Below are 24,867 nucleotides of genomic sequence, written 5' to 3' on the forward strand. Positions count from 1 at the left end.
ATACCAGGCCGGGCCGCCGGCCTCGATCTGCAGCCGGTCGACAGGCGCACCGCAGGCTTCAAGTGCGGCGATCGCATCGGCCTTGGCGTCGAACACGCCGACCGGGCCGGAATTGCCGGCCCAGTTGCGGCCGGAACCGTCGAGCTTGGCGGTGCCGCGACGCACGCCGGCGGCGACGCGCCGCTGCTGGTCGGCGCCGTCGCCCTCATAAGTGCCCGACACTTCGAACAGCGCCACGTCGCCAATACCCTTGTCGGCGTTGCGCTGGGCAGCCGCGATCAGGCCCGGCAGCAGCGAGGGCCGCATGTCGGACATGTCGGCGGCGATCGGGTTGGCGAGCTTCAGCGCGGTCTGGCCGCCGCCGAACAGCTCGGCGTGCTTGGCCGGAATGAACGACCAGGTAACGGCTTCCATCATGCCGCGCACGGCAAGCGCGCGCTTGGCCGTGCGGGTACGGACCTGCAGCGTGGTGAGGATCTTTGCATTGACCGCGTCATGCGCACCGAGCGGCTGCGGCGCGATGTTGTCGACACCGTGGATGCGCATGACCTCCTCGACCAGGTCTGCCTTGCCATCGACGTCGGGGCGCCAGGACGGCACGGCGACATCGACGACATCGCCCGAGCCCTCCGGCTTGAAGCCGAGGCGCGACAGGATGTCGAGGCTTTCCGCGCTGGGAACCTCGATGCCGGTCAGCCGCTTCACTTCCGAAAGCGGGAAGGAAACGATCTTCGGCGTGTGACCGGCATAACCGACGACCTCCATTTCGGTCGGCGTGCCGCCGCAGAAATCGAGCACCAGTTTCGTTGCCAGTTCGACGCCCGGAACCATGAATTCGGGGTCGACGCCGCGCTCGAAGCGGTAGCGCGCATCGGTGATGATGCCGAGCGTGCGGCCGGTGCGCGCCGTGGTGATCGGATCCCAAAGGGCGGATTCGATCAGCACATCTGAGGTGTTCTCGTCGCAGCCCGAATGCTCGCCGCCCATAATGCCGGCGATCGACTCGACGCCGTTGTCATCTGCGATGACGCACATTTCCGGCGTCAGCGTGTATTCGCGGCCGTCGAGCGCCTGCACCTTTTCACCATCGCGCGCGCGGCGCACGACGAGATTGCCGGCAACCTTGCTGGCGTCGAACACATGCAGCGGGCGGCCGCGGTCGAAGGTGACGTAGTTGGTGATGTCGACCAGTGCGCTGATGGGTCTCAGCCCAATGGCGATCAGCCGCTGCTGCAGCCATTTTGGCGAGGCTCCATTCTTGACGCCCTTGACCAAGTTGAGCGCGAAGCCGGGGCAAAGCTCCGGCGCTTCGATCGTCACCTTGATCGGACACATGCCATTGCCGACATGCGGCATGATGGCGCCGCCGACGAGGCGGCCAAGCCCGCTCGCCGCCAGATCCCTGGCGATGCCGTAGACGCTGGTGGCATCCGGCCGGTTCGGCGTCAAGTTGATCTCGATGACCGGATCGTCGATGTGCGCATAGGCGGCGAAGCTGGTGCCGACCGGCGCATCCTCAGGCAGGTCGATGATGCCATTGTGTTCGTCGGACAGCTCCAGCTCGCGCTCGGAACACATCATGCCGTGGCTTTCGACGCCCCTGATCTTGCCGACCGTCAGCGTTACGTCGATGCCGGGCACATAGGTGCCGGGCGCGGCAAAGGCGCCGATCAGGCCCGCGCGGGCGTTTGGCGCGCCGCAAACGACCTGCACCGGAGGCTTGCCGTCGCCGGTGTCGACGGTCAGCACGCGCAGCCGGTCGGCATCGGGATGCTGAACCGCCGTCAGCACCCTGGCGATGACGAATGGTTTCAGGCTCGACTTGTCGTCGACATGCTCGACTTCGAGACCGATCGAAGTCAGCCGCTCGACGATCTCGTCGAGCGTGGCGTCGGTCTCGAGGTGGTCCTTGAGCCAGGAGAGGGTGAATTTCATGGGACTGTTCCGTCTGGTCTTTTGACGCTTGATTTCAGATGTCTCGGCAGGTCGTCGGACATATGCAGGAAGGCAAGCTGCTCGCCGATATAGGCATGCAGCGTCGGCTGGAAATCGGCCGGCATGTCCATGGCGCCGAGCATGAAGTAGATGTCTTCTTCCAGCCGCTCGTCGACATAGGCGATGGGTGAGCCGCAGGTGCCGCAGAAAGAGCGCGTCACCGGGCCGTTCTCATACATCTTCAGCGCCTTGCCGGTGAACGCGACCTGATCGACCAGGAAGCCGACAAAGGCCGACACCGGCGCGCCGCTGGCCCGCCGGCAATCGCCGCAATGGCAGTAGCTGACGTGATGCGGTTCGGCAGAGGCCTCGAACCGCACGGCGCCGCAGCGGCAGCCGCCGGCATAGGGCGCTGTCATGCGCTCAGGCCTCCGAACAAAGTCGGCATGTCGAGCGGCCGGAAGCCGTAATGCGACAGCCAGCGCACGTCTGCATCGAAGAAGGCGCGCAGGTCCGGCATGCCGTATTTCAGCATGGCGATGCGGTCGATGCCCATGCCCCAGGCAAAACCCTGATATTCGTCCGGATCGAGACCGCCATGGCGCAGCACGTTGGGATGCACCATGCCACAGCCGAGGATCTCCATCCAATCGGAGCCTTCGCCGAAGCGCACTTCGCCGGGCCGCGAGCGATCGCACTGGATGTCAACCTCGAGGCTTGGCTCGGTGAACGGGAAGAAGGACGGCCGGAAGCGCATCTTAACCTGCGGCACCTCGAAGAAGGCCTTGCAGAACTCCTCCAGCACCCACTTCATGTTGGCGACGTTGGCTGTCTTGTCGATCACCAGCCCCTCGACCTGATGGAACATCGGCGAGTGGGTGGCGTCCGAATCCTGCCGGTACGTCTTGCCAGGAATGACGATGCGGATCGGCGGCTTCTTCGTTTCCATGGTGCGGATCTGCACCGGCGAAGTGTGCGTGCGCAAAAGCTTGCGCTCGCCCTTCTCGTCCGGCTGGAAGAAGAAGGTGTCGTGCATCTCGCGCGCCGGGTGGCCTTCGGGAAAATTCAGCGCGGTGAAATTGTAATAGTCGGTCTCGATGTCGGGACCTTCCGCGATGGAGAAACCGAGATCGCCGAAGATCGCGGCAATCTCGTCGATGACCTGGCTGATCGGATGGATACGGCCGCGCTCAGCCGGCGACTGCCGCACCGGCAGCGTCACGTCGACCTTTTCGGCGGCGAGGCGGGCGGTGATCGCCACATCCTTGAGCTCAGCCTTGCGGGCAGTCAGCGCGTCGGTGACGCGGTTCTTGAGGCCGTTGATGGCTGGGCCTTTGATCTGGCGCTCCTCGGCGGTCATGGCGCCAAGTGTCTTCAGCATCTCGGACACGCTGCCCTTCTTACCGAAAGCAGCGATGCGCACGGCCTCGATGGCCGGCTCATCGGCGGCCGAGGCGATCTCGGCCAGAAGTGAGTTTTCAAGCGTATCCAGGCCAGTGGTTGCGTCGTTCACGGTCAAACTCGCTGCGTTGGGAGGTCGGCCTCAAAGTGAAAGTCACTTCTAAAGTGAAATCACTCCAAGGATCAGGCAAAAGAAAAACCCGCGCCAGCCGTGCCAGCGCGGGTTCCCCAAATCAGAATTGCGAATGCTTGGGAAGCGCTGGTCTTAGGCGACAGCGCTTTCAAAAGCGTTCGGCGTGGTGTTCTTCAGATATTCGAGCGCCACCTTGGCCTTGGCGACCAGGGCCGCGAAAGCCTGCGGCTCGTGGATGGCCATGTCCGACAGGATCTTGCGATCGATCTCGATGCCCGACTTGTTGAGGCCGTCGATGAAGCGGCCATAGGTCAGGCCATGCTCGTGGGTCGCGGCGTTGATACGCTGGATCCACAGCGCGCGGAAGGAGCGCTTGCGGTTCTTGCGGTCGCGGTAAGCGTATTGCAGCGACTTTTCCACCGCCTGCTTGGCGATGCGGATGGTGTTCTTGCGGCGGCCGTAGAAGCCTTTCGCGGCTTTCAGGACCTTCTTGTGCTTGGCGTGCGAAGTGACGCCTCTTTTTACGCGTGCCATGTCATGATCTCCTTAAAAGCAATTCCAGGAAAAGTGCCTTGCGGTTTTCCGTTCGGAATTGCGTAAAACAAATGCGTGTCCGGACCGAATGCCTTAGAGGCCGTTCGGCAGAAAATTCTTGATGACCTTCTTGCCATCCGGTTCAGCCAGAACCATCGTGCCGCGGGCATTTCGAATGAACTTGTTGGAACGCTTGATCATGCCGTGACGCTTGCCGGCCGCAGCCGACAGGACTTTACCCGTACCTGTGATCTTGAACCGCTTCTTGGCGGCCGATTTGGTCTTCATCTTGGGCATTTTGCTACTCCGTATTGTTGGCGCACTATCGCGCTTCTTGTTCGCTTCAGGCCGACCAAAGCCCGAAAAGCAAATGAAACCGCCACGGCATGCCCTGCCGGGCGGTTTTCTTGAACGGCGGTGCTATACGTCAAAGACGGCCCGCGCGCAACACCTGTGGAGATGCGGCGCTGTGTCCTCGTCAGGGCAGCGTGAACCAGACCGGCAACATGCCTGACAGCTGGGCGCCGTCGATCAATTCGAAGGCCGGCAGCGCGATCAGAAACACCAGGCCGTCGAGCAGCGTGGTCAACAGCAGGCGCGGCTTGAAGTTTCCGGTATCGCCCTCCTGGTAGAGCGACAGTTTTGGGAAGAAGCGAGGCACCCGCGCCAGATAGGCCTGATACGGCGCGCCGAGCGCTTCCTTGAGGAACTTCTCCTCGCGCAGGATGACGATATGGAACGCCCCCGCGCACAAAAGCCCGAAGAGGATGATACCGGAGAACGAACCGATCTGCGCGCCGACACCGGCTGCGGCTACGGTCGAGAACACATAGAGCGGGTTGCGGGTGATCGAGTAAGGCCCGCCAGTCACCACCTCGGACGATTTGCGCCCGCCTATGTAGAGTGTCGCCCAAAGGCGGCCCACGATGCCGAGGAAAATCAGCAGCACGCCGAACATTTCGATCGTCTCGTGCACGGCTGTGTCGGGCGGAAACGTCGATTGGCCAAATAGCAATGCTGCAAACAGCACGACCACGAGAACGGCAAGCACTATCCGGCGCATATGCTGGTAATTGCCCAGCCCGTGTTTGAAGTCCACGTCCGAAACCTTGACTTCATCGACCATAGTGAATCCGATCGTCAGGAATTTTGCCGGCGATCGCAGCGTCTGAACAAGAAGAAGGCGTCCCGCCGATCGCCGGGACGCCTTGCGATGTGATTCAGGCGGATTTAAGCGCGATGGCCAAGCCTGACGTCATCGTGATCCTAGATACGCGCCGATGCAGATCTTAGCGCGGCGACAGCACCATCATCATCTGGCGGCCTTCGAGCTTCGGTTCCGCTTCGACCTTGGCAATCGTCGCCACTTCCTCGCGGACCTTGTTCAGAAGCTGCATGCCGAGTTCCATATGCGCCATCTCGCGGCCACGGAAGCGCAGCGTCAGCTTGACCTTGTCGCCTTCCTCGAAGAAGCGGCGAACCGCCTTCATCTTGGTCTCGTAGTCATGGCTGTCGATGTTCGGGCGCATCTTGATCTCCTTGATCTCGATGACCTTCTGGTTCTTGCGCGCCTCGGCCGCCTTCTTCTGGTTGGCGTATTTCAACTTGCCGAGATCAAGGATCTTGACGACGGGGGGCACCGCGTTGGGCGATATCTCGACGAGATCGAGCCCGGCCTCTTCGGCCAGCAGCAATGCGTCGTTGATGGAAACATCGCCGCGGTTCTGGCCTTCGGCGTCGATAAGCTGGACCCGGGGAACCCGGATGTCACGGTTGGAGCGCGGGCCATCCTTGGTCGGCGCCGCTGCTTTGAAAGGTCTGCGAATGGTCGTGGTCTCCTTGGCCGTTTCGTTCAGGATTTGTCAGTGTTGATGCATGGACGCGCCAATGTGGTGAGCGCGCGGGCGGAGTCAATAGCACAGCATTGACAGAAAATCACCCTGATCGCTGCCCTGCACCAAACAAAGAACATAGTGAGCACTTTTCGCCACGCCACCGACCGTGCCACAAGAATCCCGCGCCAGAAGAGGGCCTGAGGAAAAAGCCATGACCGCAACGCCCCCCGTCTTTATGGATGTCGATGGATCGCGCATCGCGGTGCGCCATACTGCTGGCTCTGCGCCCGGCATCGTCTGGCTCGGCGGCTACAAGTCGGACATGCTGGGCGCGAAGGCGCAGACGCTGTCGGACTGGGCGGCAAAAGAAGGCCGCGCCTTTCTGCGCCACGATTATTCCGGCCATGGCGAATCCGGCGGCGCCTTTGCCGACGGCACGATTTCGACATGGCTTGCACAAAGCCTTGCCGTGTTCCGGCATTTCACCAAGGGCAAACAGATCCTGGTCGGCTCCTCGATGGGCGCCTGGATCGCGCTGCGCATGGTGCAGGAATTGCGCAAGGCTGATGACAGCAACGTCGCCGGCCTGGTGCTGCTGGCGCCGGCACCGGATTTTACCGCTGAACTGATCGAACCGGTGCTGACCAAGGCGCAGAAGCGCGATCTCGCCAAAAAAGGTTTCTTCGAAGAGCCGTCGGACTATTCCACGGAACCCTACATCTACACCCGCGCGCTGATCGAGGACGGGCGCGACAACCTGACAATGACAGGCCCGATCGACACCCATTGCCCGGTGCATATCCTGCAGGGCCTGGCCGATGCGGATGTGCCGGCAAGCCATGCACTGAAGCTGGTCAGCCTGCTGCCCGCCGACGACGTGACCCTGTCGCTGATCCCTGACGGCGACCATCGCCTGTCGCGACCGCAGGATCTCGACATGCTGGTGCGGGCCGTCGATGCAATGGCGCAGAGGGGAAACTGATGCGCCTTTCCATTCCGATATCCGCCTTCGTCGCGGCGATCGTCGGCTTCGGCGGCACGCTGGCCATCGTCATCGCCGCCGCCAACGCAGTCGGCGCGACGCAGATCGAGACGGCAAGCTGGGTGACGACGATCTGCCTGGCCATGGCGATCGAGAGCCTGTGGCTGTCATGGCGCACGAAAATGCCAGTCATCACCGCCTGGTCGACGCCGGGCCTGGCGCTGATCGCGGCATCGAGCGGCTTTTCGATGGGTGAGGCCGTCGCCGCCTTCATCGTCACCGGCGTCCTTCTGATCGCCACCGGGCTGTTTCGGCCCCTGACGAAGCTGATCTCGAGAATACCGCCTTCCGTCGCCTCGGGCATGCTGGCCGGTATCGTCGTCACCTTCGCGCTCAATGCGGTGAAGACCATTCCCATCGACCCGTGGCTGATCCTGCCGCTGATTGCAGCCTTCTTCGTCATCCGCCTGTTCAACCCGGCGCTGTCGGTGCTGGCGGTGCTGATCGGCGGTGGCCTTGCCGCTTTCCTCACCGGCCGTGTCGGCGGCCTGCCGACACCGGAACTGTCGACGCTGACGCTGATTGCGCCTGATTTCACCGCCAAGGCGGTGATCGGGCTGGCACTGCCGCTCTATCTCGTCACCATGGCTTCCCAGAACCTGTCCGGCCTCGCCGTGCTGCGCGCCGCCGGCTACCATCCGGAGCCCGGCCCGCTGATCGGCGTCACCGGCCTGTTTTCGCTGCTGTCGGCGCCGTTCGGCGGCTCGACCACCAATCTGGCGGCGATCTCGGCCGCGATCTGCACCGGGCCGGACGTCCACCCCGACCCCGCCGAGCGCTGGAAGACCGGGCCGTTCTATGCGCTCGCCTATCTCATCTTTGCGATTTTCGGCGCTTCGCTGGTGGCGATCTTCGCGGTGCTGCCACAGAGCCTGATCGTACTGGTGGCGGGCCTGGCGCTGATGGCGTCGCTCGCCAACGCGCTTTCTATCGCGCTGAAGGAAGAGGCGGATCGCATGGCCGCCACCGTCACCTTTGTCGTCACCGCGTCGGGTCTGACGCTGTTCGGCGTTGGCGCCGCATTCTGGGGCCTGATTGCCGGGCTGGTCGTGCTTTTCCTCGATATGATCAAAAAGCGATAAACATTTCAGATGCTTGTCCGGATTTGGCGGACATTGTCTTGAATCGCCGTTTTTCTCTTCCCATTTCGATTCCACGCAGCCGGGTTTGGCTGTCTCCAACCGAAGGAATGGGAGAAAATGAACACATCCGCATTGATCCGTCCGGCCTGGACGCCGGCAACCATCGCGTTGATGGTTGTGGGTTTCATGGTGTTCTGGCCACTCGGCTTCGCCATGCTCGCCTACATCATCTGGGGCGACCGCCTCGATGGCTTCAAGCGTGACGTCAACCGCGCGACCGACGGCATCTTCGCCGGTTGCCGCCGCGGTTCCGACAAGGCCGCGCGCTGGGGCAATGGTTCCGCCCGCACCGGCAACGTCGCTTTCGACGACTGGCGCGAAAAGGAACTTGAGCGGCTGAACGAAGAGCGCCGCAAGCTCGACGAGATGCTGACCCAGTTCGACGAATACGCCCGCGAATTGCGCCGCGCCAAGGACCAGGACGAGTTCGACCGCTTCATGGCCAACCGCAACAAGTCGACGGCGCCGACGAAGACCGATCCGAGCACCGGAACGACGACCACCAAGCGTGGCAAGGGTTCGAACCTGCTTGACGACTGAGATCCGGCGACTGGTCACATCGTGAAAAAACGGCGTCGCGCGAGCGGCGCCGTTTCTTTTTTGTTCTAGTCGTTTTTCTCGAATCGCGTATCGTCCCGCCATGACTCTCGGCTTCTTTCGCAATCTGACAAAGCCCAAGCCCACGCCTGTCGTGGAGCGCGAATATTGCGTCGCCGGTCGCACGCTGCCGCTCAAGATCGTCGAGAGCGCCAGGGCGCGCCGAATGACGCTGCGTATCGATTCAGGCGGCCAGGGTCTGCGCATCACCGTGCCGCCAGGCCTGCGCCGCGGCGAAGTGGACAGGTTCCTCGAGCGGCATCAGGACTGGCTGGAGCAGCGACTGGCCAAGGTGCCGACGCGGCCGCAGGTGCGGCCCGGCATCAGGATCCCGGTGCGCGGCGTGCCGCACCGCATCGTCCATGAACCGTCAAAGCGCGGCACCGTCACCGTGTCGCGCGACGAACGTGGTCCGCTCTTGATCGTGCATGGCGACCGCATACATCTGCCGCGCCGCCTCGCCGATTTCCTCAAGCGCGAGGCCAAGAAGGAAATCGAGAAGCTGGTGGCCAAGCACACCGAGGCGCTTGGCAAGCGCGCCAAGGCGATCCGCTTCAAGGACACGTCAAGCCGCTGGGGGTCATGCACCTCCGAAGGCAATCTGTCCTTTTCCTGGCGCATCATGATGGCGCCGTCGCCGGTCATCAACTATCTCGTCGCGCATGAAGTGGCGCATCTCAAGGAGATGAACCACGGCCCGAAATTCTGGAAACTGTGCGAAAAGCTCTGCCCCGACGCCGATCGCTGCAAGGACTGGCTGAAGCGCAATGGCGGTGCGCTGCAGGCGATCATGTTCGAGTAGATCGCTCAATCGTCGTTGGCGGCGTTCAAGTCTTCGGGCCGCAACCCCTCATCGCCATGATGCGGCCACGGCAGGAAATTGCCGTCGAACTCATCGCCGCCGAAATAGTCGAGCGCGCGGTGCGCCTCGGCGCCATTGAATGCGGCCTTGTCGATCAGGTGCGCGATGACCTCGCGCGCCTGCGCAATCTTCTGCCTGAGTTCGGCTACGGTTCTGTCGGCCATGATCGTGCTCCCGCCTTGCGTCCTGTCCATCCATAGGTAGCGCCTTTGGCCGTGCCGGCAAACAGCATGCTTTTTCTCGACTCTTATCGCTTTTCATGCCAATTCCCGCGCCATGGCACTCGACATCAAAATCTGCGGCTTGAAGACCGACGCGGCAATGGCCGCGGCGCTGGCCGGCGGCGCCAGCCATGTCGGGTTTATCTTCTTCGCCAAAAGCCCGCGCTATGTCGAACCTGCCGAGGCTGGCCGTCTGCGCGAGGCCGCGCGCGGCAAGGCGATGGCGGTTGCCGTCACCGTCGATGCCGGCGACGCCTTCCTGGATGAAATCGTTGCCAAAATGCAGCCCGACATGCTGCAGCTGCACGGCGCGGAAACGCCCGAGCGCGTCGCCGAGGTCAAAGCCCGCTATGGCCTGCCGGTGATGAAGGCGCTGCCGCTCAGCGAGGCCGCCGATCTCGAACGAATGAAGCCATTCATCGGCATAGCCGACCGGTTCCTGTTCGACGCCAAGCCGCCCAAAGGCTCCGAACTGCCGGGCGGCAATGGTGTTGCCTTCGACTGGCGCATTCTCGCCGGCCTTGACGGCGGCGTCGATTACATGCTTTCCGGTGGGCTCAACGCCGCCAATATCGGCGATGCCCTTCGGCTTGCCAACCCGCCTGGGATCGACATTTCTTCAGGCGTGGAAAGCGCGCCGGGCGTCAAGGATCCGGCGCTGATCGAACAGTTTTTCCGGGCCGTCAGGGCCGCGCGGAACACCCGCGCAGCCTAGTGGTGCCTCAAACCAGAGCATGTCCCGGAAAAGTGGGAACCGGTTTTCCGACAAGGACATGCCTCATAGTCAAGATGCCAGGAGATCGGCGATGAACAAGCCGGCGACACCCAATTCCTTCCGCACCGGGCCCGACGAACAGGGCATGTTCGGCATTTTCGGCGGTCGTTTCGTTGCCGAAACGCTAATGCCGCTGATCCTCGATCTGGAACGGCATTGGAACGAGGTCAAGAACGATGCGGACTTCAGGGCTGAGCTGACTGACCTGTCGACCCACTATGCCGGACGGCCGTCGAAGCTTTATTTCGCCGAAGGCCTCACGAAGCATCTTCGTGAGGTTTCCTCGGCCAGGGGCCTCGCGGGCGGCGCGAAGGTCTACTTCAAACGCGAGGATTTGAACCACACCGGTTCGCACAAGATCAACAACTGCCTCGGCCAGATCCTGCTGGCCAAGCGCATGGGCAAGAAGCGCATCATCGCCGAGACCGGCGCCGGCCAGCACGGCGTGGCCTCGGCCACGGTTGCGGCCCGCTTCGGCTTTCCCTGCGTCGTCTACATGGGCGCCACAGACGTTGCCCGGCAAAGCCCGAACGTCTTCCGCATGAAGCTGCTCGGCGCCGAAGTGCGCCCGGTGACCGCCGGCCACGGCACGCTGAAGGACGCCATGAACGAGGCGTTGCGCGACTGGGTGACCAATGTCGAGGACACTTATTACCTGATCGGCACCGCCGCCGGCCCGCACCCCTATCCGGAGCTGGTGCGCGACTTCCAGTCGGTGATCGGCATCGAGGCGCGGGCACAGATCCTCGAGCAGGAAGGCCGGCTGCCCGACACCATCATCGCCGCTGTCGGCGGTGGTTCGAACGCCATCGGCCTGTTCCATCCCTTCCTCGACGACAAGGAGGTCCGCATCATCGGCATCGAAGCCGGCGGTCGCGGTCTCGACGGCATCGAGCATTGCGCCTCGATGAATGCCGGCGCGCCGGGCGTGCTGCATGGCAACCGCACCTATCTGCTGCAGAATTCCGACGGCCAGATCATGGACGGCCATTCGATCTCGGCCGGCCTCGACTATCCCGGCGTCGGGCCGGAGCATTCCTGGCTGCGCGATTCAGGCCGGGTCGAATACGTGCCGATCCTCGATGACGAGGCGCTGGAGGCTTTCAAGCTGACGACGCGCGTCGAAGGCATCATCCCGGCGCTGGAATCGGCGCACGCCATCGCGCATGCGGTGAAGATCGTGCCTGCCATGGACAAGGATCAGATCGTCATCGTCAACCTGTCCGGCCGTGGCGACAAGGACGTGCACACGGTGGCCAGCATGCTGGGCATGGAGATCTGATCATGGCCACCCGCATCGACCGCCGCATGGCGAAGCTCAGGACCGAAGGCCGCCCGGCGCTCGTCACCTATTTCATGGGCGGCGACCCCGACTACGATACCTCTTTGTCGATCATGAAGGCGTTGCCGGGCGCAGGTTCCGATATCATCGAGCTCGGCATGCCGTTCTCCGATCCGATGGCCGACGGCCCGGCGATCCAGGCGGCGGGCTTGCGGGCGCTGAAAGGCGGCCAGACGCTGGCCAAGACGCTGAAGATGGCGGCCGACTTCCGCGCTGGCGACAATGAAACGCCGATCGTGCTGATGGGCTACTACAATCCGATCTACATCTATGGCGTCGACCGCTTCCTCAAGGACGCGATCGCCAGCGGCATCGACGGGCTGATCGTCGTCGACCTGCCCCCGGAGATGGACGAGGAACTGTGCATTCCGGCATTGAAAGCCGGCATCAACTTCATCCGGCTGGCGACGCCGACGACCGACGACAAACGCCTGCCCAAGGTGCTGCAGAACACGTCGGGCTTCGTCTATTACGTGTCGATGACCGGCATCACCGGCTCGGCGCTGGCCGACACCGGCAAGGTGGCGGCGGCGGTCAAGCGCATCAAGGGCCACACCGACCTGCCGGTCTGCGTCGGCTTCGGCGTCAAGACCGCCGAGCAGGCCCGGGTGATCGGCGCCAATGCCGACGGCGTCGTCGTCGGCACCGCGATCGTCAATGCGGTGGCCAATGTGCTGGGGCCGAAGGGCGAGAAGACCGCCGATCCGGCCGAGGCCGTCGCCACGCTGGTCAGCGGGCTTGCGCAAGGCGTGCGCTCGGCCCGCCTTGCTGCTGCCGAATAGTTTCCCTACGTCAGGTCTTGTGCATGCCGTTATCCCAGAACCGGTTCCCACTTTTGGGCGACATGCATTAGCAACTCTTCGTCAGGACAGGAGCCGAAGCGATGAACTGGATCACCAATTACGTTCGCCCGAAGATCAATTCGATGCTCGGCCGGCGCACCGACATGCCCGAGAATCTCTGGATCAAGGATCCGGAGACCGGCGAGATGGTGTTCCACAAGGACCTGGAATCGAACCAGTTCGTCATTCCCTCGTCCGGTCATCACATGAAGATCTCGGCCAAGGAGCGGCTGAAATTCTTCTTCGATGGCGGCAAATACGAGACCCTGGACAACCCCAAGGTCATGCAGGATCCGCTGAAATTCCGCGACGAGAAGCGCTATGTCGACCGGTTGAAGGACGCCAAGGCCAAGACCGGCCTTGAGGACGCGATCATCAATGCGCTGGGCACCGTCGAGGGTCTTCCGGTTGTGGTCACGGTGCAGGACTTCGCCTTCATGGGCGGTTCGCTCGGCATGGCCGCCGGCGACGCCATCGTGCACGGTTTCGAAGTGGCCCTGCAGCGCAAGCGGCCGCTGATCCTGTTTGCTGCTTCCGGCGGCGCCCGCATGCAGGAAGGTATTTTGTCCCTGATGCAATTGCCTCGGACAACGGTCGGTGTCGACCGGCTGAAGGAAGCCGGCCTGCCCTACATCGTCGTTTTGACCAACCCGACCACGGGCGGCGTGACCGCCTCCTACGCCATGCTGGGCGACGTGCACATCGCCGAGCCCGGCGCGCTGATCGGCTTTGCCGGACCGCGCGTCATCGAACAGACGATCCGCGAGAAACTGCCCGATGGCTTCCAGCGCTCCGAATATCTGATGGAGCACGGCATGGTCGACATGGTCGTATCCAGGCTGGAAATGCGTGAAACGATCGCGCGCCTGCTCAAGATGCTGCTCAAGCTGCCGGAAGAGCAAAAAACGCTGGAGCCGGAAATCCTGCCGCCGGCGGTGGTTGCCGCGGAAGCTCGGCCGCAAGCCTGAAGCGACACGAAGCGCCGCGACCGCGATTGCACGAGGGCTTCGGCGCGCTGTAGCCTTTGATTGCCATGGCCATCCGAAACCGATTCTGGTTTTCAGGCTCATGCGCTAGGATTCCACCATGACGACGCTTGCCGCCGACCGCGAAATCGAAGCCCTGATGGCGCTTCATCCGAAAGGCTTCGACCTTTCGCTCGACCGCATTTCGCGGCTGCTGGAGCGGCTTGACAATCCGCAGGACCGGCTGCCCCCGGTCATCCACATCGCCGGCACCAACGGCAAAGGTTCGTGCGCAGCCTTTTCACGCGCCCTGCTCGAGGCTGCGGACTACCGCGTCCATGTCCACACCTCGCCGCATCTGGTCAACTGGCATGAGCGTTACCGGCTGGCCGCCGATGGCGGCGGCAGGCTGGTCGAGGACAGGGTTTTCGCCGATGCCATTGCCCGTGCCGCCAGGGCCAATGAAGGCGAGAAGATCACCGTCTTCGAGATCCTCACCGCCGTCACCTTCCTGTTGTTTTCCGAACACCAGGCCGACGCTGCGATCATCGAAGTCGGGCTCGGCGGCCGCTTCGACGCGACCAATGTCATCAAGGAGCCGGCCGTGTCGGTGATCATGCCGGTGTCGCTCGACCACGAGGCCTATCTCGGCGACCGTGTCGAACTGATCGCAGCCGAAAAGGCCGGCATCATCAAGCCCGGCTGTCCGGTGGTCATCGGCGCGCAGGAAAGCGAGACGGCTCTGCAGGTGCTGATCGAAACCGCCGAGCGGCTTGAATGCCCCACCTTCGTCTACGGCCAGGACTTCCTTGCCTTCGAGGAAAACGGCCGCATGGTCTACCAGGACGAAGACGGCTTGATGGACCTGCCGCCGCCCAGGCTGCCCGGCCGCCACCAGTTCGCCAATGCGGCGGCGGCGATCGCCGCGGTCAAAGCGGCCGGTTTCGAGATCAGCCATCGCGCCGCCGAAAAGGCGATGATCAATGTCGCCTGGCCCGGCCGCATGCAGAAGCTCGTGCAGGGCCGGCTGGCCGAACTGGCACCCAAGGGCGCCGATATCTGGCTCGACGGCGGCCACAATCCCGGTGCCGGCGTGGTGGTTGCCGAAGCGCTGGCCGAGCAGGAAGAGAAGAACCCGCGTCCGCTGTTCCTCATCTCGGGCATGATCAACACCAAGGACCAGAGCGGCTATTTCCGTGCCTTCAAGGGCCTCGCCCGGCATGTCTACACGGTGCCGGTGAGCCTCAGCGAGGCCGGCGTGCCGAACGACGAACTGGCGATCCGCGCAACGGAAGCCGGGCTGACCGCCGAGCCGGTGAGTTCCGTCGCCAGCGCGCTGATGCTGCTGCGCGACACCTGGGACGGCCCGTCGCCACGCATCCTGATCAGCGGTTCGTTGTATCTGACCGGAGCGGTGCTGGCCGAGAACGGCACCCCGCCGACCTGAAGCAGGCGACTATTCATGCCTTGGGTGGCTGCGGCGGCTGAGGCCGAACCTTGGCTTTCGACCTTCAGAAATCCCACGGTGAGATCAGATCAAGGCTGGTGGTGCCAAAGTCGCTGAGATTGCGCGTTGCCAGCCGGCCACCGTTCACGCGCGCTATCGCCGCAATCATGCCATCGGGGGCTGACATGCCGGCACCTTGGCGTGTCGCGGCACCCATGATCTCGCCGTAAGCCAAGGCAGCATCTTCAGTCAGTCCAAAAATCCGGCCGGCAAATCGATGGCGCCACCGGGAAAGTCCCTGCTCCAGCCGATCGGCACGCTCATCAGGCCGTATTTTTTGGATGCCGAAGGCGATTTCAGCAATCGTCACTGTGGGAAGGGCCAGTTCAGCGTCATTGCGGACAAGCCATGCCAGGACAGCTTGGTCCGGCGCCTTCTTCAGACTCTCCGAAATCACGTTGGTATCGACGAAAATCAAAGCTCAAGTCCCGAATGAACCTGGCGGCCTTCGCGAATGATCTTTTCCAGATCGATGTCGGCGCCATGGTTTGCAGTCAAGCTGGCATAGAAGGTGGAAGCAGGTTCACGGCCAGCTTCACGAATTTCGTAGGATTCGAGCGCACGTTCGACCACATCGGCTATCGAACGATTTTCACGACGAGCAAGTCTATGAGCCAGGTCGCGTGCTTTTGCGCTTCGGACTGAGAGTTGTGGTTCGGCCATTTCGAACTCCCTTTTAGAACGGATATAGGCCGATCCACTGCTGCCATCAAGGTGGCAGCTGATGGCGTGCCATCACGCGGTGGATTTCCAGCGCATTGATAGGCGACGTTACTTCAGCTCGATCTCGATAAAGGCGTATTCGCCTTCATTGGCGTTGATGACGTCGTGCTCTACGCCCTCCTTGCGGAAATAGGGCGCGCCCTTCTTCATCTCGGCGAAGGATTCGCCGTCCTTGGTCAACAGCTTCACCTTGCCGTCCATCAGCGGCACGACGACGTAGTCGTGGCCGTGGCGATGCCAGCCGGTGTTCTCGCCCGGCGCGAAGCGGTATTCGGTGACGATGACACGCTCGTTGTCGATGAAGACGGTGGCCTTGGCGGATCCGGTCATGGAGTTCTCCTGTCTGGCTCAAGCAGATGACATGGAGTGCCCGGATGCGAGAGCCAGAGCCACGCACCGATGACGCCAACAAAAAGCCCGGCGCGAGGCCGGGCTTGATATCAGGAATTTCAGATGGGTCAGGCGAGGTTGCCATTGATCCAGTGCGACAGCGCGGTCTTCGGCGCGGCACCGACCTTCATGTCGGCCATTTCGCCGCCCTTGAAGATCATCAGCGTCGGGATCGAGCGCACGCCAAACTGGGCGGCAAGCTCCGGATTCTCGTCGATGTTGAGCTTGGCGATCTTGACCTTGGCGCCAAGTTCGGTGGCGATATCTTCGAGCGCCGGCGCGATCATCTTGCAGGGACCGCACCATTCCGCCCAGAAATCGACGACGACCGGTACGTTGGCGTCAAGCACGTCAGCTTGGAAGTTGCTCTTGTCGACCTTCACGGTTGCCATATGGAAAAATCCTTTTGAAAGTTTTTGTCCCACCAAATGTGGTGGTGATCGCGCCCTTCTTCAAGCAGGTGTTGTGTCACGCTCCCGTGAGTCGAGCAAGGGCGTCGTCCATGGCGCTGGCAGGCAGTTCGATCAGCCGCGGCGCTTCGGTGAACAGCAAGGCCGCCTTGACCGTGCGGCCGGGATAGAGCGGCTGCAACAGCGCGCGGTAGAGCGCCAACTGCAGGACATAGGCCGGCGGCACCTCGGCCAGAGTGGCGGGCGCCGGCCGGTTGGTCTTGTAGTCGACAATCGATACCGTGTCCGGCGTCACCGCCAACCGGTCGATCTTGCCGGAAATCGAGCGCTTCTTGCCCTTGACCTCCAGGCTGCCCATGATCGCAACCTCGGCACGCGACGATGGCGCAAACAGCTGACCGAAGCCGGGATCGGCAAGGATCGATGTGACCGACGCCAGGGCCTTTTCACGCTCTGATGGCGGCCAGTCCGCACCGGTTCGCAAGAGATAGCGTTCTGCCGCTCCCGCACGTTCGGGCTCGGCAATACCGGGCAGCATCTGCAGCAGTTTGTGGAGGGCGAGCCCACGCAGCACGGCAAAGCCGGGCTCGGCATCGGCGTCGAGCACCGGCGACGCCTTGTCGACAACGGCTTGCTTGCCTTCGTCGATCAGCGCCGAGGCGCCCGATGGCGACAACGGACGCGGCAGATCCTCGAAGGGCGGCAAGGGCCGGAACAGCGTCGCCGGCAAAGGCCCAAAAGCGTCGGCCTGCCGTAGCTGATCGGCGGAACTTGGCGCGACGGGGGGCAGCTTGGTGACATGGAAACGGTGCACCGGCTCGCCGCCGGCGGGATGCGCACGCTGCTCGCTCTCCGGCGCACCGATCAGCGCGCGGCTGACGATTGAGTGCCAGGTGCCGGCGTTCGGCGCCCGCTTGCCATGATAGCCGCAGACGATCAGCCGGTCCTCGGCACGGGTCATGCCGACATAGAGCAGCCGGCGGTATTCGTCGTCGGCGAGTTCCCGTGCCCTTGAGGCCGCCGCTTTCGAAAAACCGTTGGCGACCTCGCTGGCCGAGCGCCAGAGATAGCCCTTGCCGTCCCAGTTCGCGCCGGAGCCATCGAAGGGCATCAGGCGCGGCAAATGCTGGTCGCTGAACGGCGCGGAACCGCCATCGACCAGGAACACGACGGGCGCTTCCAAGCCCTTGGCGGCGTGCACGGTCATGACCCGGACCTCGTCGCGGGTCTGGTCCATCTCGCGCTTGATCTCGGGACCGGCGTTTTCCAGCGTCGACAGGAAGGCTTCGAGCCCCGGCAGGCCGGTTCGCTCCTCGGCAAGACAGAAGCTCAGGAACTCGTCGAGAATATCGCCGGCTTCGGGCCCGAGCCGCGCGATCATCTTGCGGCGCACGCCATCGCGCGCCAGCAGGGCGGCATAGAATTCGAACACCGGCTTAAACGCGGCTTCGTTCGTCCAGATGTCGACCTGGGCGACGATCTTCGCCAGTCTCTCGCTTTCGCCGGCGTGCTGTCGCAGCGATGCGATCAACGACAGACCAGCCGGCCTCTGCGCGGCGAGCGTGAAAAGCGCCTCTTCCGGCAGATCGAAGATCGGGCTGCGCAACACGGCGGCAAGCGACAAATCGTCCTGCGGCTGGATGAGGAGGTGACCGAGCGCAATCAGATCCTTGACCGCGATGTGCCCGGGCAGGCTCAGCCGGTCGGCGCCGGCAACCGGAATGTCGCGGCGTTTGAGTGCGCGGGTCAGGGCATGGACGAAGCGATCGCGCTTGCGCACCAGCACCAGCACATCGCCCGGCCGCAGCCGCTTGCCGCGGCCTTCGATGATTTCGCCACTGCCGATCCAGCCGGCGATTGTGGCGGCGACGTTCTCGGCCACGCGCACCGCCGGCGCGTGCGCATGGTCGATGGCTTGTGTCCAGTCATCTGGCTCATCGACGGCTTCAGCGCCGACCGACGGCCACACCTCGACATAGCCCGGCGCGTCGGTGCGGATCGCCTGGTGGCGAAGCGGATCGGGATCATGACTGATGCCGCGCCGCACGGCTGGATCGGCGAAGACGCGGTCGACCGCGGTCAGAACATCGTCGGTCGAGCGGAACGACCAGGTCAGCTTGAGATCGGCGAAGGACGCCTCGGCGTCACGCACTCGTCCGGCAAACAACAGCCGGCTGTCGGCGAAGGAGTCCGGGGCCGCACCCTGGAACGAATAGATCGACTGCTTCTCGTCGCCGACGGCGAACACCGTGCGATGGACCCTGTCGCGTGCGCCAAAGCCGGCAAAGAATTCCTCCGCCAGCCGTTTCACCACTTCCCATTGGTCCGGACTGGTGTCCTGCGCCTCGTCGAGCAGGATGTGGTCGATGCCCTGGTCGAGCTTGTACTGCACCCAGGGGCCGGCGTCCGGCCGCGCCAGCAGGTTGACGGTGCGGGTGATCAGGTCGTTGAAATCGAGGAAGCCGCGGCTGCGCTTCAGCATTTCGTAGCGGGCGATCAGCCAGTCGGCGATGGTCAGCGCGGCAGCCGTGCCTTCAAGCATCCGGAACAGGGCCAGCCGATCGGTGGTTTCGACTATGGCGTTGGCGGCCGAGAGATAACGCTCCGCCAGATTCGGCAACCGGTCGACCAGGGCCCTCTTGAAGGCCTTTGCCGGGTCGTAAGCGTCGCCATCGGTCTTGAGGAAGGCTCGCGCGAGCAGTTGCAGGCGGCGAATGGGATCGCCCTCGGCAAAGGCCTGCCGCGCATAGGGCAGGATGTTGTTCAGTACCGATCTGGCGTCGGTGGCCTCGGCGGCGTGGGCGAAGCCGGCAAAATAGTCGGGCAGGAAGCCCGGCAACGGCCATACCGAAGCGGCTATGCCCTCGGCTGTCTGGCCTGGATGGAAATGGAATTCGTCGAACAGGGCCTGGAAGTGCGTGCCATCGCGCCCGACCGCGTCGATGAAATGGCGCAAGCCGTCGCGCTTGCGCACAATCTCACCCAGCAAGGCGTCGAGCCCGGCTTCGCCGCCCCGATCGAGAATGGCGGCAAAAGCCTCGGCCAGATCCCTGTCACCGGCGGACGTGCCCGAAATCATCTCGCGGCGCGCCGCGGCAAACAGCGATGCCTCCATCTGGCCGTCGAGCATCTCGAAATGGGCCGGGATGTTGGCCTCCAGCGGGAACTGGTGCAGCACCGATTCGCAGAAGGCGTGGATGGTCTGGATCTTCAGCCCGCCGGGCGTTTCCAGCGCCTCGGCGAACAGGCGCCGCGCCCGGCGCATGGTCTCGAGATCGGGCCGGCGCCCCTCCAGCGCCTCGACCTTTGCCGCCAGATCCACGTCACCAAGCGTCGTCCACTCCGACAGTGTCGAAAAGACCCGGTTCGACATGTTGGCGGCGGCGGCGCGCGTATAGGTCAGGCACAGTATCTTCGACGGATCGGTGCCGCGCAGCAGCAGCCGGATGACGCGCTGGGCCAGCACATGGGTCTTGCCGGAGCCGGCATTGGCCGACACCCAGGCGGAATTGCCGGGGTCGGCGGCGCGGGCCTGGCTGGTCGCGGTGTCGCTGGGAATGGGATAGGCCTTCTTCATGCCTCCCCTCCCTCGTCGCCGGCATCCCCGCCTGCCGACCATTCGAGCACGCGGGCAAGATGGTCGTAGTCGCCATCCGTCTCGCCTTCGCGGAACGGCAGCGCGCGCGACAGATACCCGGTCGCAGGGTCTGCATAGTGGATCAGCAGCTTTTCCAGCCGTGCCCAGGCCTCTTCGGCAAGATCGGTCGCGGTTCGCGGCTGGCGGTTGTGTTCGAGGATGGATTCCTCGAACACCTCGCCATTCGGCTTCAGCCTGATGAAAGCCAGTTGAGAGGGCTCACGCACGCCCAAATCCTTGAAGGCGCCGCGCCTGAGCAGCGCGCCCTCGAGCGCCAGTTGCGGCGCAAGCAGTGTGTGCGCCTGCACCTTGGACGGCGAGGAGCCGGTCTTGTAGTCCAGTATGTCGGCCATGCCGCCGGCCAGAAGGTCGACGCGGTCGGCGTAGCCGGACAGCGTCACGCCGGATTGGCCGACAACGGTCTTTCCGGCGCGCTCCTCGGCATGGCGCCTTGTCACAGCATCAGCGCGCGTGCGCTCCCACTCGATGATGTTGGCGGCGAGTTTTTCGAAGCGCGGCCACCACACCGCCTCGACGTCGGCCGGAAGGGCGGCTTCGGCAAAGCAGGCGCGGCCGGCGGCGATGAGGCCGGCAAGCGCATCGGGAGCGCGCGGATCGGCGACGCTGCCTGAGAACAGGTGCAGGATGGCGTGAAACAGCGTGCCGCGCTCGGCCGCACCGGGGTCGCGAATAACCGGATCGAGCGGCATCAGGCCGAGGATGCGTCTTGCATAGACGGCGTAGGGGTCACGGCGCAGGGTCTCGATCTCGGTGACCGAGAAATGCGTCGGGCGCACCGACAGCGGCGGCTGCGGCTGCGGCCGTGGCGCGAAATCCTGCCTTGGGCCGGCATCCAGCGCGCGCGCCCAGGCGAGCAGCTCGTCGCCACGCCGGCGCAGCTCCGCTGCCTGGTCGCTGCCGATGAAGGTCAGCAGCCGCTGAAGCCAGCGCGACGGCACGGCGGGTGCATCGCCGGCACGTGCCGAGCGGGACAGCACCACCTTCCCGGCGCCCATGGCCATCTGGAAATCATGCGCGGCAAGGCCGATACGCCGCTCGGGCGGTTCGAGGTCGATGCCGGTCTTCATCAGCCGCGACATGAAGCGGTCGCTCTCTGGCTTGCGCGGCCATACGCCCTCGTTGAGCCCGCCGATGACCAGCGTGTCGACCGTCTGCAACCGGGCTTCCAGCGCGCCCCAGATGGCGATGTTCCGGTCGGTGCCTTGTGCCGGCTTGACCGTTTCAGGCGCGATCAGCGCCGCCATGATGTCGGGCCACTCGGTCGCCGCGAAGGACAGCGAAGCCGAAGCCGCGACCAGCCCGCGCAGCAGTTCGGCAAGCTTCTCGCCGGCGTCACCGGCATAGAGTTCGCCAAGGCCGCCGTCGGCGGTGCGGCCGAGATTTTCGAGTGTCACGACACTGGCCCTGACAAGCGCGGCAAGGTCGGCGTCATCCCGGCCTCGGAAGGCTGCGAGCGGCGCCAGCGCCTGCTTGAGACGTTCGAGCAAATTCCGCGCAGTTTCGATAGAGCGCACGGTCAGCCGGGAAAACCAGAAGGGCTGCCGGCTGCCGCCGCCCAAGCCGGTGAGGCGGGCTTCGAACAGTTCCGGTAGCGAAACGATGTCGGGGCGGCCGGTCCCTCCGCGCAACGCCACCAGTTCGATCAGCTCCGCCGCGTGGCGCACATCGGCCCGTTCGAGGCCGAGGCCGAGCAGCGGATGCTTGAGCAGCGACAGCAGGCCAACCGGATCGCCTGGCCGGAACAGTGCCTCGAGCGCCAGCCTGAGCAGGCTGGCCGCCGGAGTGTTGGCGAGCGGTGTGCCACCGGAATCGTCGGCAACGACGCCGAAGCGCTGGAGCTCGATCGAGACGCGACGCGCCAGCGCGCGGTCGCCGGTGACGAGAGCCGCCCTTTGGCCGGGCTGTTCGACCGCGCGCCTGAGCGCGACGGCGATGGCGACGGCCTCATCACGTTCGCTGGCGGCTTCGAGCAAGGTCACCTCGGCGAAGGCGCCGGCAATGTCGGACGCCGGGAAACCGGCACGTGTCTCGGCCCAGAGTTCGGTGGTTTCGGCCGGCCGCAGCGCTTCGCCGACAAGGGCAGCGCGAAGCGCACGTCGCGGTTCGGCCACGCCAATCTCCTCGACGTCGCCGCGCAATACGCCGATCTTGCCGATCAGCCTGGCCAAGCCATATTGCGGGTGGCCGAGTACGGCTGGACGCGCGCCAGGCGCGGCAATCGCCTGGAACGACGCTTCGTCCAGCGTCCGGTCGAGACCCGGCAGCACGATGGCGCCGCCGGGCAGGCGCGCGATCGCGGCAAGCAATTCGGCCGTCGCTGGTATCGAGCCGGTCGAGCCTGCGGCGATGACCGGGCCGGCGGGCGGATTGCGCAGCAGCCGCGCCGCCTCGGCGCGGATCAGCGCACTGCGATGCGCGGCCGGATTGGAGCGGTCGCTTTCCGCGAGGAATTTCGGCCAGGCTTCGGTGACGATGCCGAGGAATTCGAGCGTCACCTGCCACCATCCGGCGAGATTGCCGGTCACCAGATCGGTGAGCTTGGCCCAGTCGGTGCCTTCCGTTTCGATCTCGTCCATCAGCCGGGCGAGATCGCGCGCCAGCCAGATCGCGTCGGCGGTGGAAGCCGGGATGACGATCTCCTCGGCGAAAAGGGCGGCGACATGCGCCGGCAGCCGGCGTTTCCAGGCGCGCACCAGCGGCGTCAGCAGCAACAGGCGTTCGGTTGCCGAAATCGGCGGCGCGAGATCGATGGCCGCCGATGCCTCGGTCTCGAACGCGGCCTCATCCTCGTCGAATTCGCCGAGTGGCCGGATGACCGGCAGGATCGCCGAGCCGCCGCCGCCGCGTGCCGCCAGGCTGTCGACGAAGACACCCCGCAAGGCACGCGCGGCACGGCGTGTCGGCACATAGATAGTGACATCGGCCAAAGCGAGCGGGTCGCCGTCGAATCGAAACCCCGGAACAAGACGGCCGGCAAGCAGCGCCTCGGCAAGCGTCGGCAGAAACGGCGCTCCGGGCGGGATCGAGAAGACGCGGCTGGAGCCGCTCATTGCGACTCGATGAGCGCACCGGCGACCGCCGCTTCCGCGAGCGGTACGGCATCGGGCGTGCCGACGGTGATCCAGTGGCCATGCATGGGCATGCCGAACAGGCGCCCTGCGGCGATGGCGGAATCGAAATAGGCGTTGAGCGAGTGCGGCCCGGCCGGTGCGCCCTTGAACAGGCGCGGATCGACGATCGCCGCGCCGGCATAGATCAGCCCCGCCGGATCCCCCTTTGAACGCCGCAAGCCGCCATCCGGCGCCACCAGGAAATCGGTGCTGCCGCAGTGTCCGGTCGCCTGTTGGAGATCCGCCAGCATCAGCAGAATATCCATTTTCGCCGCGTCCCATGCAAGGGCGAGGCGCTGGAGATTGAGAGGACCGTCATCGATCCAGAAGGTGTCGGCATTGAGGATGTAGAAGGGTCGCTCGCCCAGTTCCGGCAGCGCCTTGACGATGCCGCCGGCCGAATCGAGCAGTTGTTCGCTCTCGTCGGAAATGACGATTTTTGGCGCGCGGCGCGCGGCGACATGGGCGACGATCTGTTCGGGAAAATAGTGGACGTTGACCACGGCCTTCGCGACACCGGCGGCAGCCAGGCTGTCGAGGCTCCAGTCGAGCAACGTCTTGCCGGCAATCCTGACCAGCGGCTTGGGAATGGTGTCGGTAATCGGCCGCATGCGTTTGCCAAGGCCGGCGGCAAGTACGATGGCGGTGTCCGGTCCTGCTGTCACAGCGCTCGCTCCTCCAGCAAACCGTGGGCGTCGTAGAACTCGCGCAGGCTTGCCAGCGCCGGATGAGACAAGGCTCGGCGCAGATAATCGCGAATGCGCGGCAGGTGTTTTAGATAATAGGGCTTGCCGTCGCGCTTTTCGAGGCGGACGAAGATGCCGAGGATCTTGGAATTTCGTTGCGCCGCCATGATGGCGTAGGATTCCAGGAAGCTTGCCTCGTCGAAAGCACCGGCTGCGTGGCGCGCCGCGACATAGGCATCCAGCGTCTTTCTCTCGATCTCGGGCGACATCGTAACACGCGCGTCCATGGCCAGCGAGGCGACGTCATAGGCGGACGGGCCGATCAGCGCGTCCTGGAAATCGACGATGCCCAGCCGATCATGCCCTGAACGGTCGCCGCGCCAGATGATGTTGGGCGAATGAAAGTCGCGCAGCATCAGCGTATATTCGCGGCCGTGCAGCCGGTCGAGGAGCGCGCCCCATTGCTTGTGGTAGCCGGCGCGCAAGGCACCGCTTGCCGGGCTGCCCGTTATTGCCGGCACGTACCAGTCGACCAGCAGATCGGCCTCGATCATCATGGCCTCGCGGTCGAAAGGCGGGACATCGTGGAAGCCGCCATGCCCTGTTTCCAGGCGCTGCGGCCAGGTCCTGCCATGCATCATGGCCAGCAGCTCGGCCGCCGCCGCGCAGCGCTCGGGCAGCGGCTGGCCATCGCTGCCGAGGAACCCTTCCGAGCCAAGATGTTCGAGTAGCAGGAATCCCTGCTCCTGGTCCTCGG

25 protein-coding genes are annotated in these 24,867 nt (G+C 64.2%); 9 read left to right on the forward strand and 16 right to left on the reverse strand.

Features of this window, described 5'->3' with window-relative positions:
• The 7 genes from pheT to infC form a co-directional block, all read right to left on the reverse strand.
• Window positions 1–1,935 (reverse strand): phenylalanine--tRNA ligase subunit beta (pheT, locus tag EN932_RS06940; protein ID WP_128368772.1); only part of this gene is annotated, 1,935 nt, incomplete at its 3' end.
• Window positions 1,932–2,354, reverse strand: a complete 423-nt coding sequence (locus tag EN932_RS06945) for a GFA family protein (RefSeq protein ID WP_013528308.1) — start codon at window positions 2,352–2,354, stop codon at window positions 1,932–1,934. The genes EN932_RS06945 and pheT, both read right to left, overlap by 4 nt.
• Complete coding sequence (gene pheS, locus EN932_RS06950; protein WP_013528309.1) at window positions 2,351–3,448, reverse strand: phenylalanine--tRNA ligase subunit alpha; 1,098 nt, start codon at window positions 3,446–3,448, stop codon at window positions 2,351–2,353. The genes EN932_RS06945 and pheS overlap by 4 nt, the downstream gene beginning before the upstream one ends.
• Before the next feature lie 153 nt (window positions 3,449–3,601).
• Window positions 3,602–4,003, reverse strand: coding sequence for a 50S ribosomal protein L20 (gene rplT, locus EN932_RS06955; RefSeq protein WP_013528310.1), 402 nt, complete (start codon window positions 4,001–4,003; stop codon window positions 3,602–3,604).
• A 93-nt stretch (window positions 4,004–4,096) separates the two neighbouring features.
• Complete coding sequence (gene rpmI / locus EN932_RS06960; protein ID WP_006201248.1) at window positions 4,097–4,300, reverse strand: 50S ribosomal protein L35; 204 nt, start codon at window positions 4,298–4,300, stop codon at window positions 4,097–4,099.
• A 181-nt stretch (window positions 4,301–4,481) separates the two neighbouring features.
• A complete protein-coding gene (locus EN932_RS06965) occupies window positions 4,482–5,129 on the reverse strand; it encodes an isoprenylcysteine carboxylmethyltransferase family protein (RefSeq protein ID WP_013528311.1) in 648 nt (215 codons plus the stop codon).
• A gap of 163 nt (window positions 5,130–5,292) precedes the next feature.
• Window positions 5,293–5,829, reverse strand: coding sequence for a translation initiation factor IF-3 (gene infC / locus EN932_RS06970; RefSeq protein ID WP_013528312.1), 537 nt, complete (start codon window positions 5,827–5,829; stop codon window positions 5,293–5,295).
• 220 nt (window positions 5,830–6,049) lie between these two features.
• Here infC and EN932_RS06975 point away from each other — a divergent pair, with 220 nt between their 5' ends.
• The 4 genes from EN932_RS06975 to EN932_RS06990 all read left to right on the forward strand — a co-directional run bounded on the left by EN932_RS06975 (window position 6,050) and on the right by EN932_RS06990 (window position 9,421).
• Window positions 6,050–6,820, forward strand: coding sequence for an alpha/beta hydrolase (locus EN932_RS06975; RefSeq protein WP_027161018.1), 771 nt, complete (start codon window positions 6,050–6,052; stop codon window positions 6,818–6,820).
• On the forward strand, window positions 6,820–7,962 hold the full coding sequence (locus EN932_RS06980; RefSeq protein WP_013528314.1) for a benzoate/H(+) symporter BenE family transporter: 1,143 nt from the start codon (window positions 6,820–6,822) through the stop codon (window positions 7,960–7,962). The genes EN932_RS06975 and EN932_RS06980 overlap by 1 nt, the downstream gene beginning before the upstream one ends.
• A gap of 117 nt (window positions 7,963–8,079) precedes the next feature.
• A complete protein-coding gene (locus EN932_RS06985) occupies window positions 8,080–8,562 on the forward strand; it encodes a DUF2852 domain-containing protein (protein ID WP_063169787.1) in 483 nt (160 codons plus the stop codon).
• A 100-nt stretch (window positions 8,563–8,662) separates the two neighbouring features.
• Complete coding sequence (locus EN932_RS06990; protein WP_127368043.1) at window positions 8,663–9,421, forward strand: M48 family metallopeptidase; 759 nt, start codon at window positions 8,663–8,665, stop codon at window positions 9,419–9,421.
• A 5-nt stretch (window positions 9,422–9,426) separates the two neighbouring features.
• On the opposite strand, the gene EN932_RS06995 is transcribed toward EN932_RS06990, so the two are convergent.
• Window positions 9,427–9,645 carry a hypothetical protein gene (locus tag EN932_RS06995; protein WP_013528317.1) on the reverse strand — a complete coding sequence of 73 codons (219 nt, stop codon included), beginning with the start codon at window positions 9,643–9,645 and terminating at the stop codon, window positions 9,427–9,429.
• A gap of 112 nt (window positions 9,646–9,757) precedes the next feature.
• Here EN932_RS06995 and EN932_RS07000 point away from each other — a divergent pair, with 112 nt between their 5' ends.
• From EN932_RS07000 to EN932_RS07020, 5 genes are all read left to right on the forward strand, one after another.
• Window positions 9,758–10,417: a phosphoribosylanthranilate isomerase gene (locus EN932_RS07000; protein ID WP_024501981.1), complete on the forward strand. Its 660-nt coding sequence runs from the start codon at window positions 9,758–9,760 to the stop codon at window positions 10,415–10,417.
• Between the two features lie 91 nt (window positions 10,418–10,508).
• Window positions 10,509–11,759, forward strand: a complete 1,251-nt coding sequence (trpB, locus tag EN932_RS07005) for a tryptophan synthase subunit beta (protein ID WP_013528319.1) — start codon at window positions 10,509–10,511, stop codon at window positions 11,757–11,759.
• Between the two features lie 2 nt (window positions 11,760–11,761).
• Window positions 11,762–12,601, forward strand: a complete 840-nt coding sequence (gene trpA, locus EN932_RS07010) for a tryptophan synthase subunit alpha (protein ID WP_027161022.1) — start codon at window positions 11,762–11,764, stop codon at window positions 12,599–12,601.
• Between the two features lie 101 nt (window positions 12,602–12,702).
• Entirely contained in the window at window positions 12,703–13,629 is a 927-nt protein-coding gene (accD, locus tag EN932_RS07015; RefSeq protein WP_013528321.1) for an acetyl-CoA carboxylase, carboxyltransferase subunit beta, read from the forward strand.
• A gap of 118 nt (window positions 13,630–13,747) precedes the next feature.
• Window positions 13,748–15,073, forward strand: coding sequence for a folylpolyglutamate synthase/dihydrofolate synthase family protein (locus tag EN932_RS07020; RefSeq protein ID WP_063169785.1), 1,326 nt, complete (start codon window positions 13,748–13,750; stop codon window positions 15,071–15,073).
• 64 nt (window positions 15,074–15,137) lie between these two features.
• On the opposite strand, the gene EN932_RS07025 is transcribed toward EN932_RS07020, so the two are convergent.
• From EN932_RS07025 to EN932_RS07060, 8 genes are all read right to left on the reverse strand, one after another.
• A complete protein-coding gene (locus tag EN932_RS07025) occupies window positions 15,138–15,551 on the reverse strand; it encodes a type II toxin-antitoxin system VapC family toxin (protein ID WP_063169784.1) in 414 nt (137 codons plus the stop codon).
• On the reverse strand, window positions 15,548–15,796 hold the full coding sequence (locus EN932_RS07030; protein ID WP_013528324.1) for a type II toxin-antitoxin system VapB family antitoxin: 249 nt from the start codon (window positions 15,794–15,796) through the stop codon (window positions 15,548–15,550). The genes EN932_RS07025 and EN932_RS07030 overlap by 4 nt, the downstream gene beginning before the upstream one ends.
• A gap of 108 nt (window positions 15,797–15,904) precedes the next feature.
• Window positions 15,905–16,186 carry a cupin domain-containing protein gene (locus EN932_RS07035; protein WP_013528325.1) on the reverse strand — a complete coding sequence of 94 codons (282 nt, stop codon included), beginning with the start codon at window positions 16,184–16,186 and terminating at the stop codon, window positions 15,905–15,907.
• 128 nt (window positions 16,187–16,314) lie between these two features.
• Window positions 16,315–16,638 carry a thioredoxin gene (gene trxA / locus EN932_RS07040; protein ID WP_013528326.1) on the reverse strand — a complete coding sequence of 108 codons (324 nt, stop codon included), beginning with the start codon at window positions 16,636–16,638 and terminating at the stop codon, window positions 16,315–16,317.
• A 76-nt stretch (window positions 16,639–16,714) separates the two neighbouring features.
• Window positions 16,715–20,233, reverse strand: a complete 3,519-nt coding sequence (gene addA / locus EN932_RS07045; RefSeq protein ID WP_127368045.1) for a double-strand break repair helicase AddA — start codon at window positions 20,231–20,233, stop codon at window positions 16,715–16,717.
• Window positions 20,230–23,364 (reverse strand): double-strand break repair protein AddB, encoded by a 3,135-nt coding sequence (gene addB, locus EN932_RS07050; protein WP_127388250.1) that lies wholly within the window; start codon window positions 23,362–23,364, stop codon window positions 20,230–20,232. Before addB ends, addA begins: the two co-directional genes overlap by 4 nt.
• Entirely contained in the window at window positions 23,361–24,089 is a 729-nt protein-coding gene (locus EN932_RS07055) for a nucleotidyltransferase family protein (RefSeq protein ID WP_127384677.1), read from the reverse strand. Before EN932_RS07055 ends, addB begins: the two co-directional genes overlap by 4 nt.
• Window positions 24,086–24,867: phosphotransferase (locus EN932_RS07060; RefSeq protein ID WP_164890438.1), on the reverse strand; the 782-nt coding region annotated here is incomplete at its 5' end. The genes EN932_RS07055 and EN932_RS07060, both read right to left, overlap by 4 nt.

Source organism: Mesorhizobium sp. M7A.F.Ca.US.002.01.1.1 (assembly GCF_004022955.1).
GTDB classification, from domain to species: domain Bacteria; phylum Pseudomonadota; class Alphaproteobacteria; order Rhizobiales; family Rhizobiaceae; genus Mesorhizobium; species Mesorhizobium ciceri.

Coding starts and splice junctions, on each gene's coding strand:
- EN932_RS06945 (WP_013528308.1), bottom strand. CDS start 2,354: ATGACAGCGCCCTATGCCGGCGGCTGCCGCTGCGGCGCCGTGCGGTTC.
- rplT (WP_013528310.1), bottom strand. CDS start 4,003: ATGGCACGCGTAAAAAGAGGCGTCACTTCGCACGCCAAGCACAAGAAG.
- rpmI (WP_006201248.1), bottom strand. CDS start 4,300: ATGCCCAAGATGAAGACCAAATCGGCCGCCAAGAAGCGGTTCAAGATC.
- EN932_RS06965 (WP_013528311.1), bottom strand. CDS start 5,129: ATGGTCGATGAAGTCAAGGTTTCGGACGTGGACTTCAAACACGGGCTG.
- EN932_RS06975 (WP_027161018.1), top strand. CDS start 6,050: ATGACCGCAACGCCCCCCGTCTTTATGGATGTCGATGGATCGCGCATC.
- EN932_RS06980 (WP_013528314.1), top strand. CDS start 6,820: ATGCGCCTTTCCATTCCGATATCCGCCTTCGTCGCGGCGATCGTCGGC.
- EN932_RS06985 (WP_063169787.1), top strand. CDS start 8,080: ATGAACACATCCGCATTGATCCGTCCGGCCTGGACGCCGGCAACCATC.
- EN932_RS06990 (WP_127368043.1), top strand. CDS start 8,663: ATGACTCTCGGCTTCTTTCGCAATCTGACAAAGCCCAAGCCCACGCCT.
- EN932_RS06995 (WP_013528317.1), bottom strand. CDS start 9,645: ATGGCCGACAGAACCGTAGCCGAACTCAGGCAGAAGATTGCGCAGGCG.
- EN932_RS07000 (WP_024501981.1), top strand. CDS start 9,758: ATGGCACTCGACATCAAAATCTGCGGCTTGAAGACCGACGCGGCAATG.
- trpB (WP_013528319.1), top strand. CDS start 10,509: ATGAACAAGCCGGCGACACCCAATTCCTTCCGCACCGGGCCCGACGAA.
- trpA (WP_027161022.1), top strand. CDS start 11,762: ATGGCCACCCGCATCGACCGCCGCATGGCGAAGCTCAGGACCGAAGGC.
- accD (WP_013528321.1), top strand. CDS start 12,703: ATGAACTGGATCACCAATTACGTTCGCCCGAAGATCAATTCGATGCTC.
- EN932_RS07020 (WP_063169785.1), top strand. CDS start 13,748: ATGACGACGCTTGCCGCCGACCGCGAAATCGAAGCCCTGATGGCGCTT.
- EN932_RS07030 (WP_013528324.1), bottom strand. CDS start 15,796: ATGGCCGAACCACAACTCTCAGTCCGAAGCGCAAAAGCACGCGACCTG.
- EN932_RS07035 (WP_013528325.1), bottom strand. CDS start 16,186: ATGACCGGATCCGCCAAGGCCACCGTCTTCATCGACAACGAGCGTGTC.
- trxA (WP_013528326.1), bottom strand. CDS start 16,638: ATGGCAACCGTGAAGGTCGACAAGAGCAACTTCCAAGCTGACGTGCTT.
- addA (WP_127368045.1), bottom strand. CDS start 20,233: ATGAAGAAGGCCTATCCCATTCCCAGCGACACCGCGACCAGCCAGGCC.
- addB (WP_127388250.1), bottom strand. CDS start 23,364: ATGAGCGGCTCCAGCCGCGTCTTCTCGATCCCGCCCGGAGCGCCGTTT.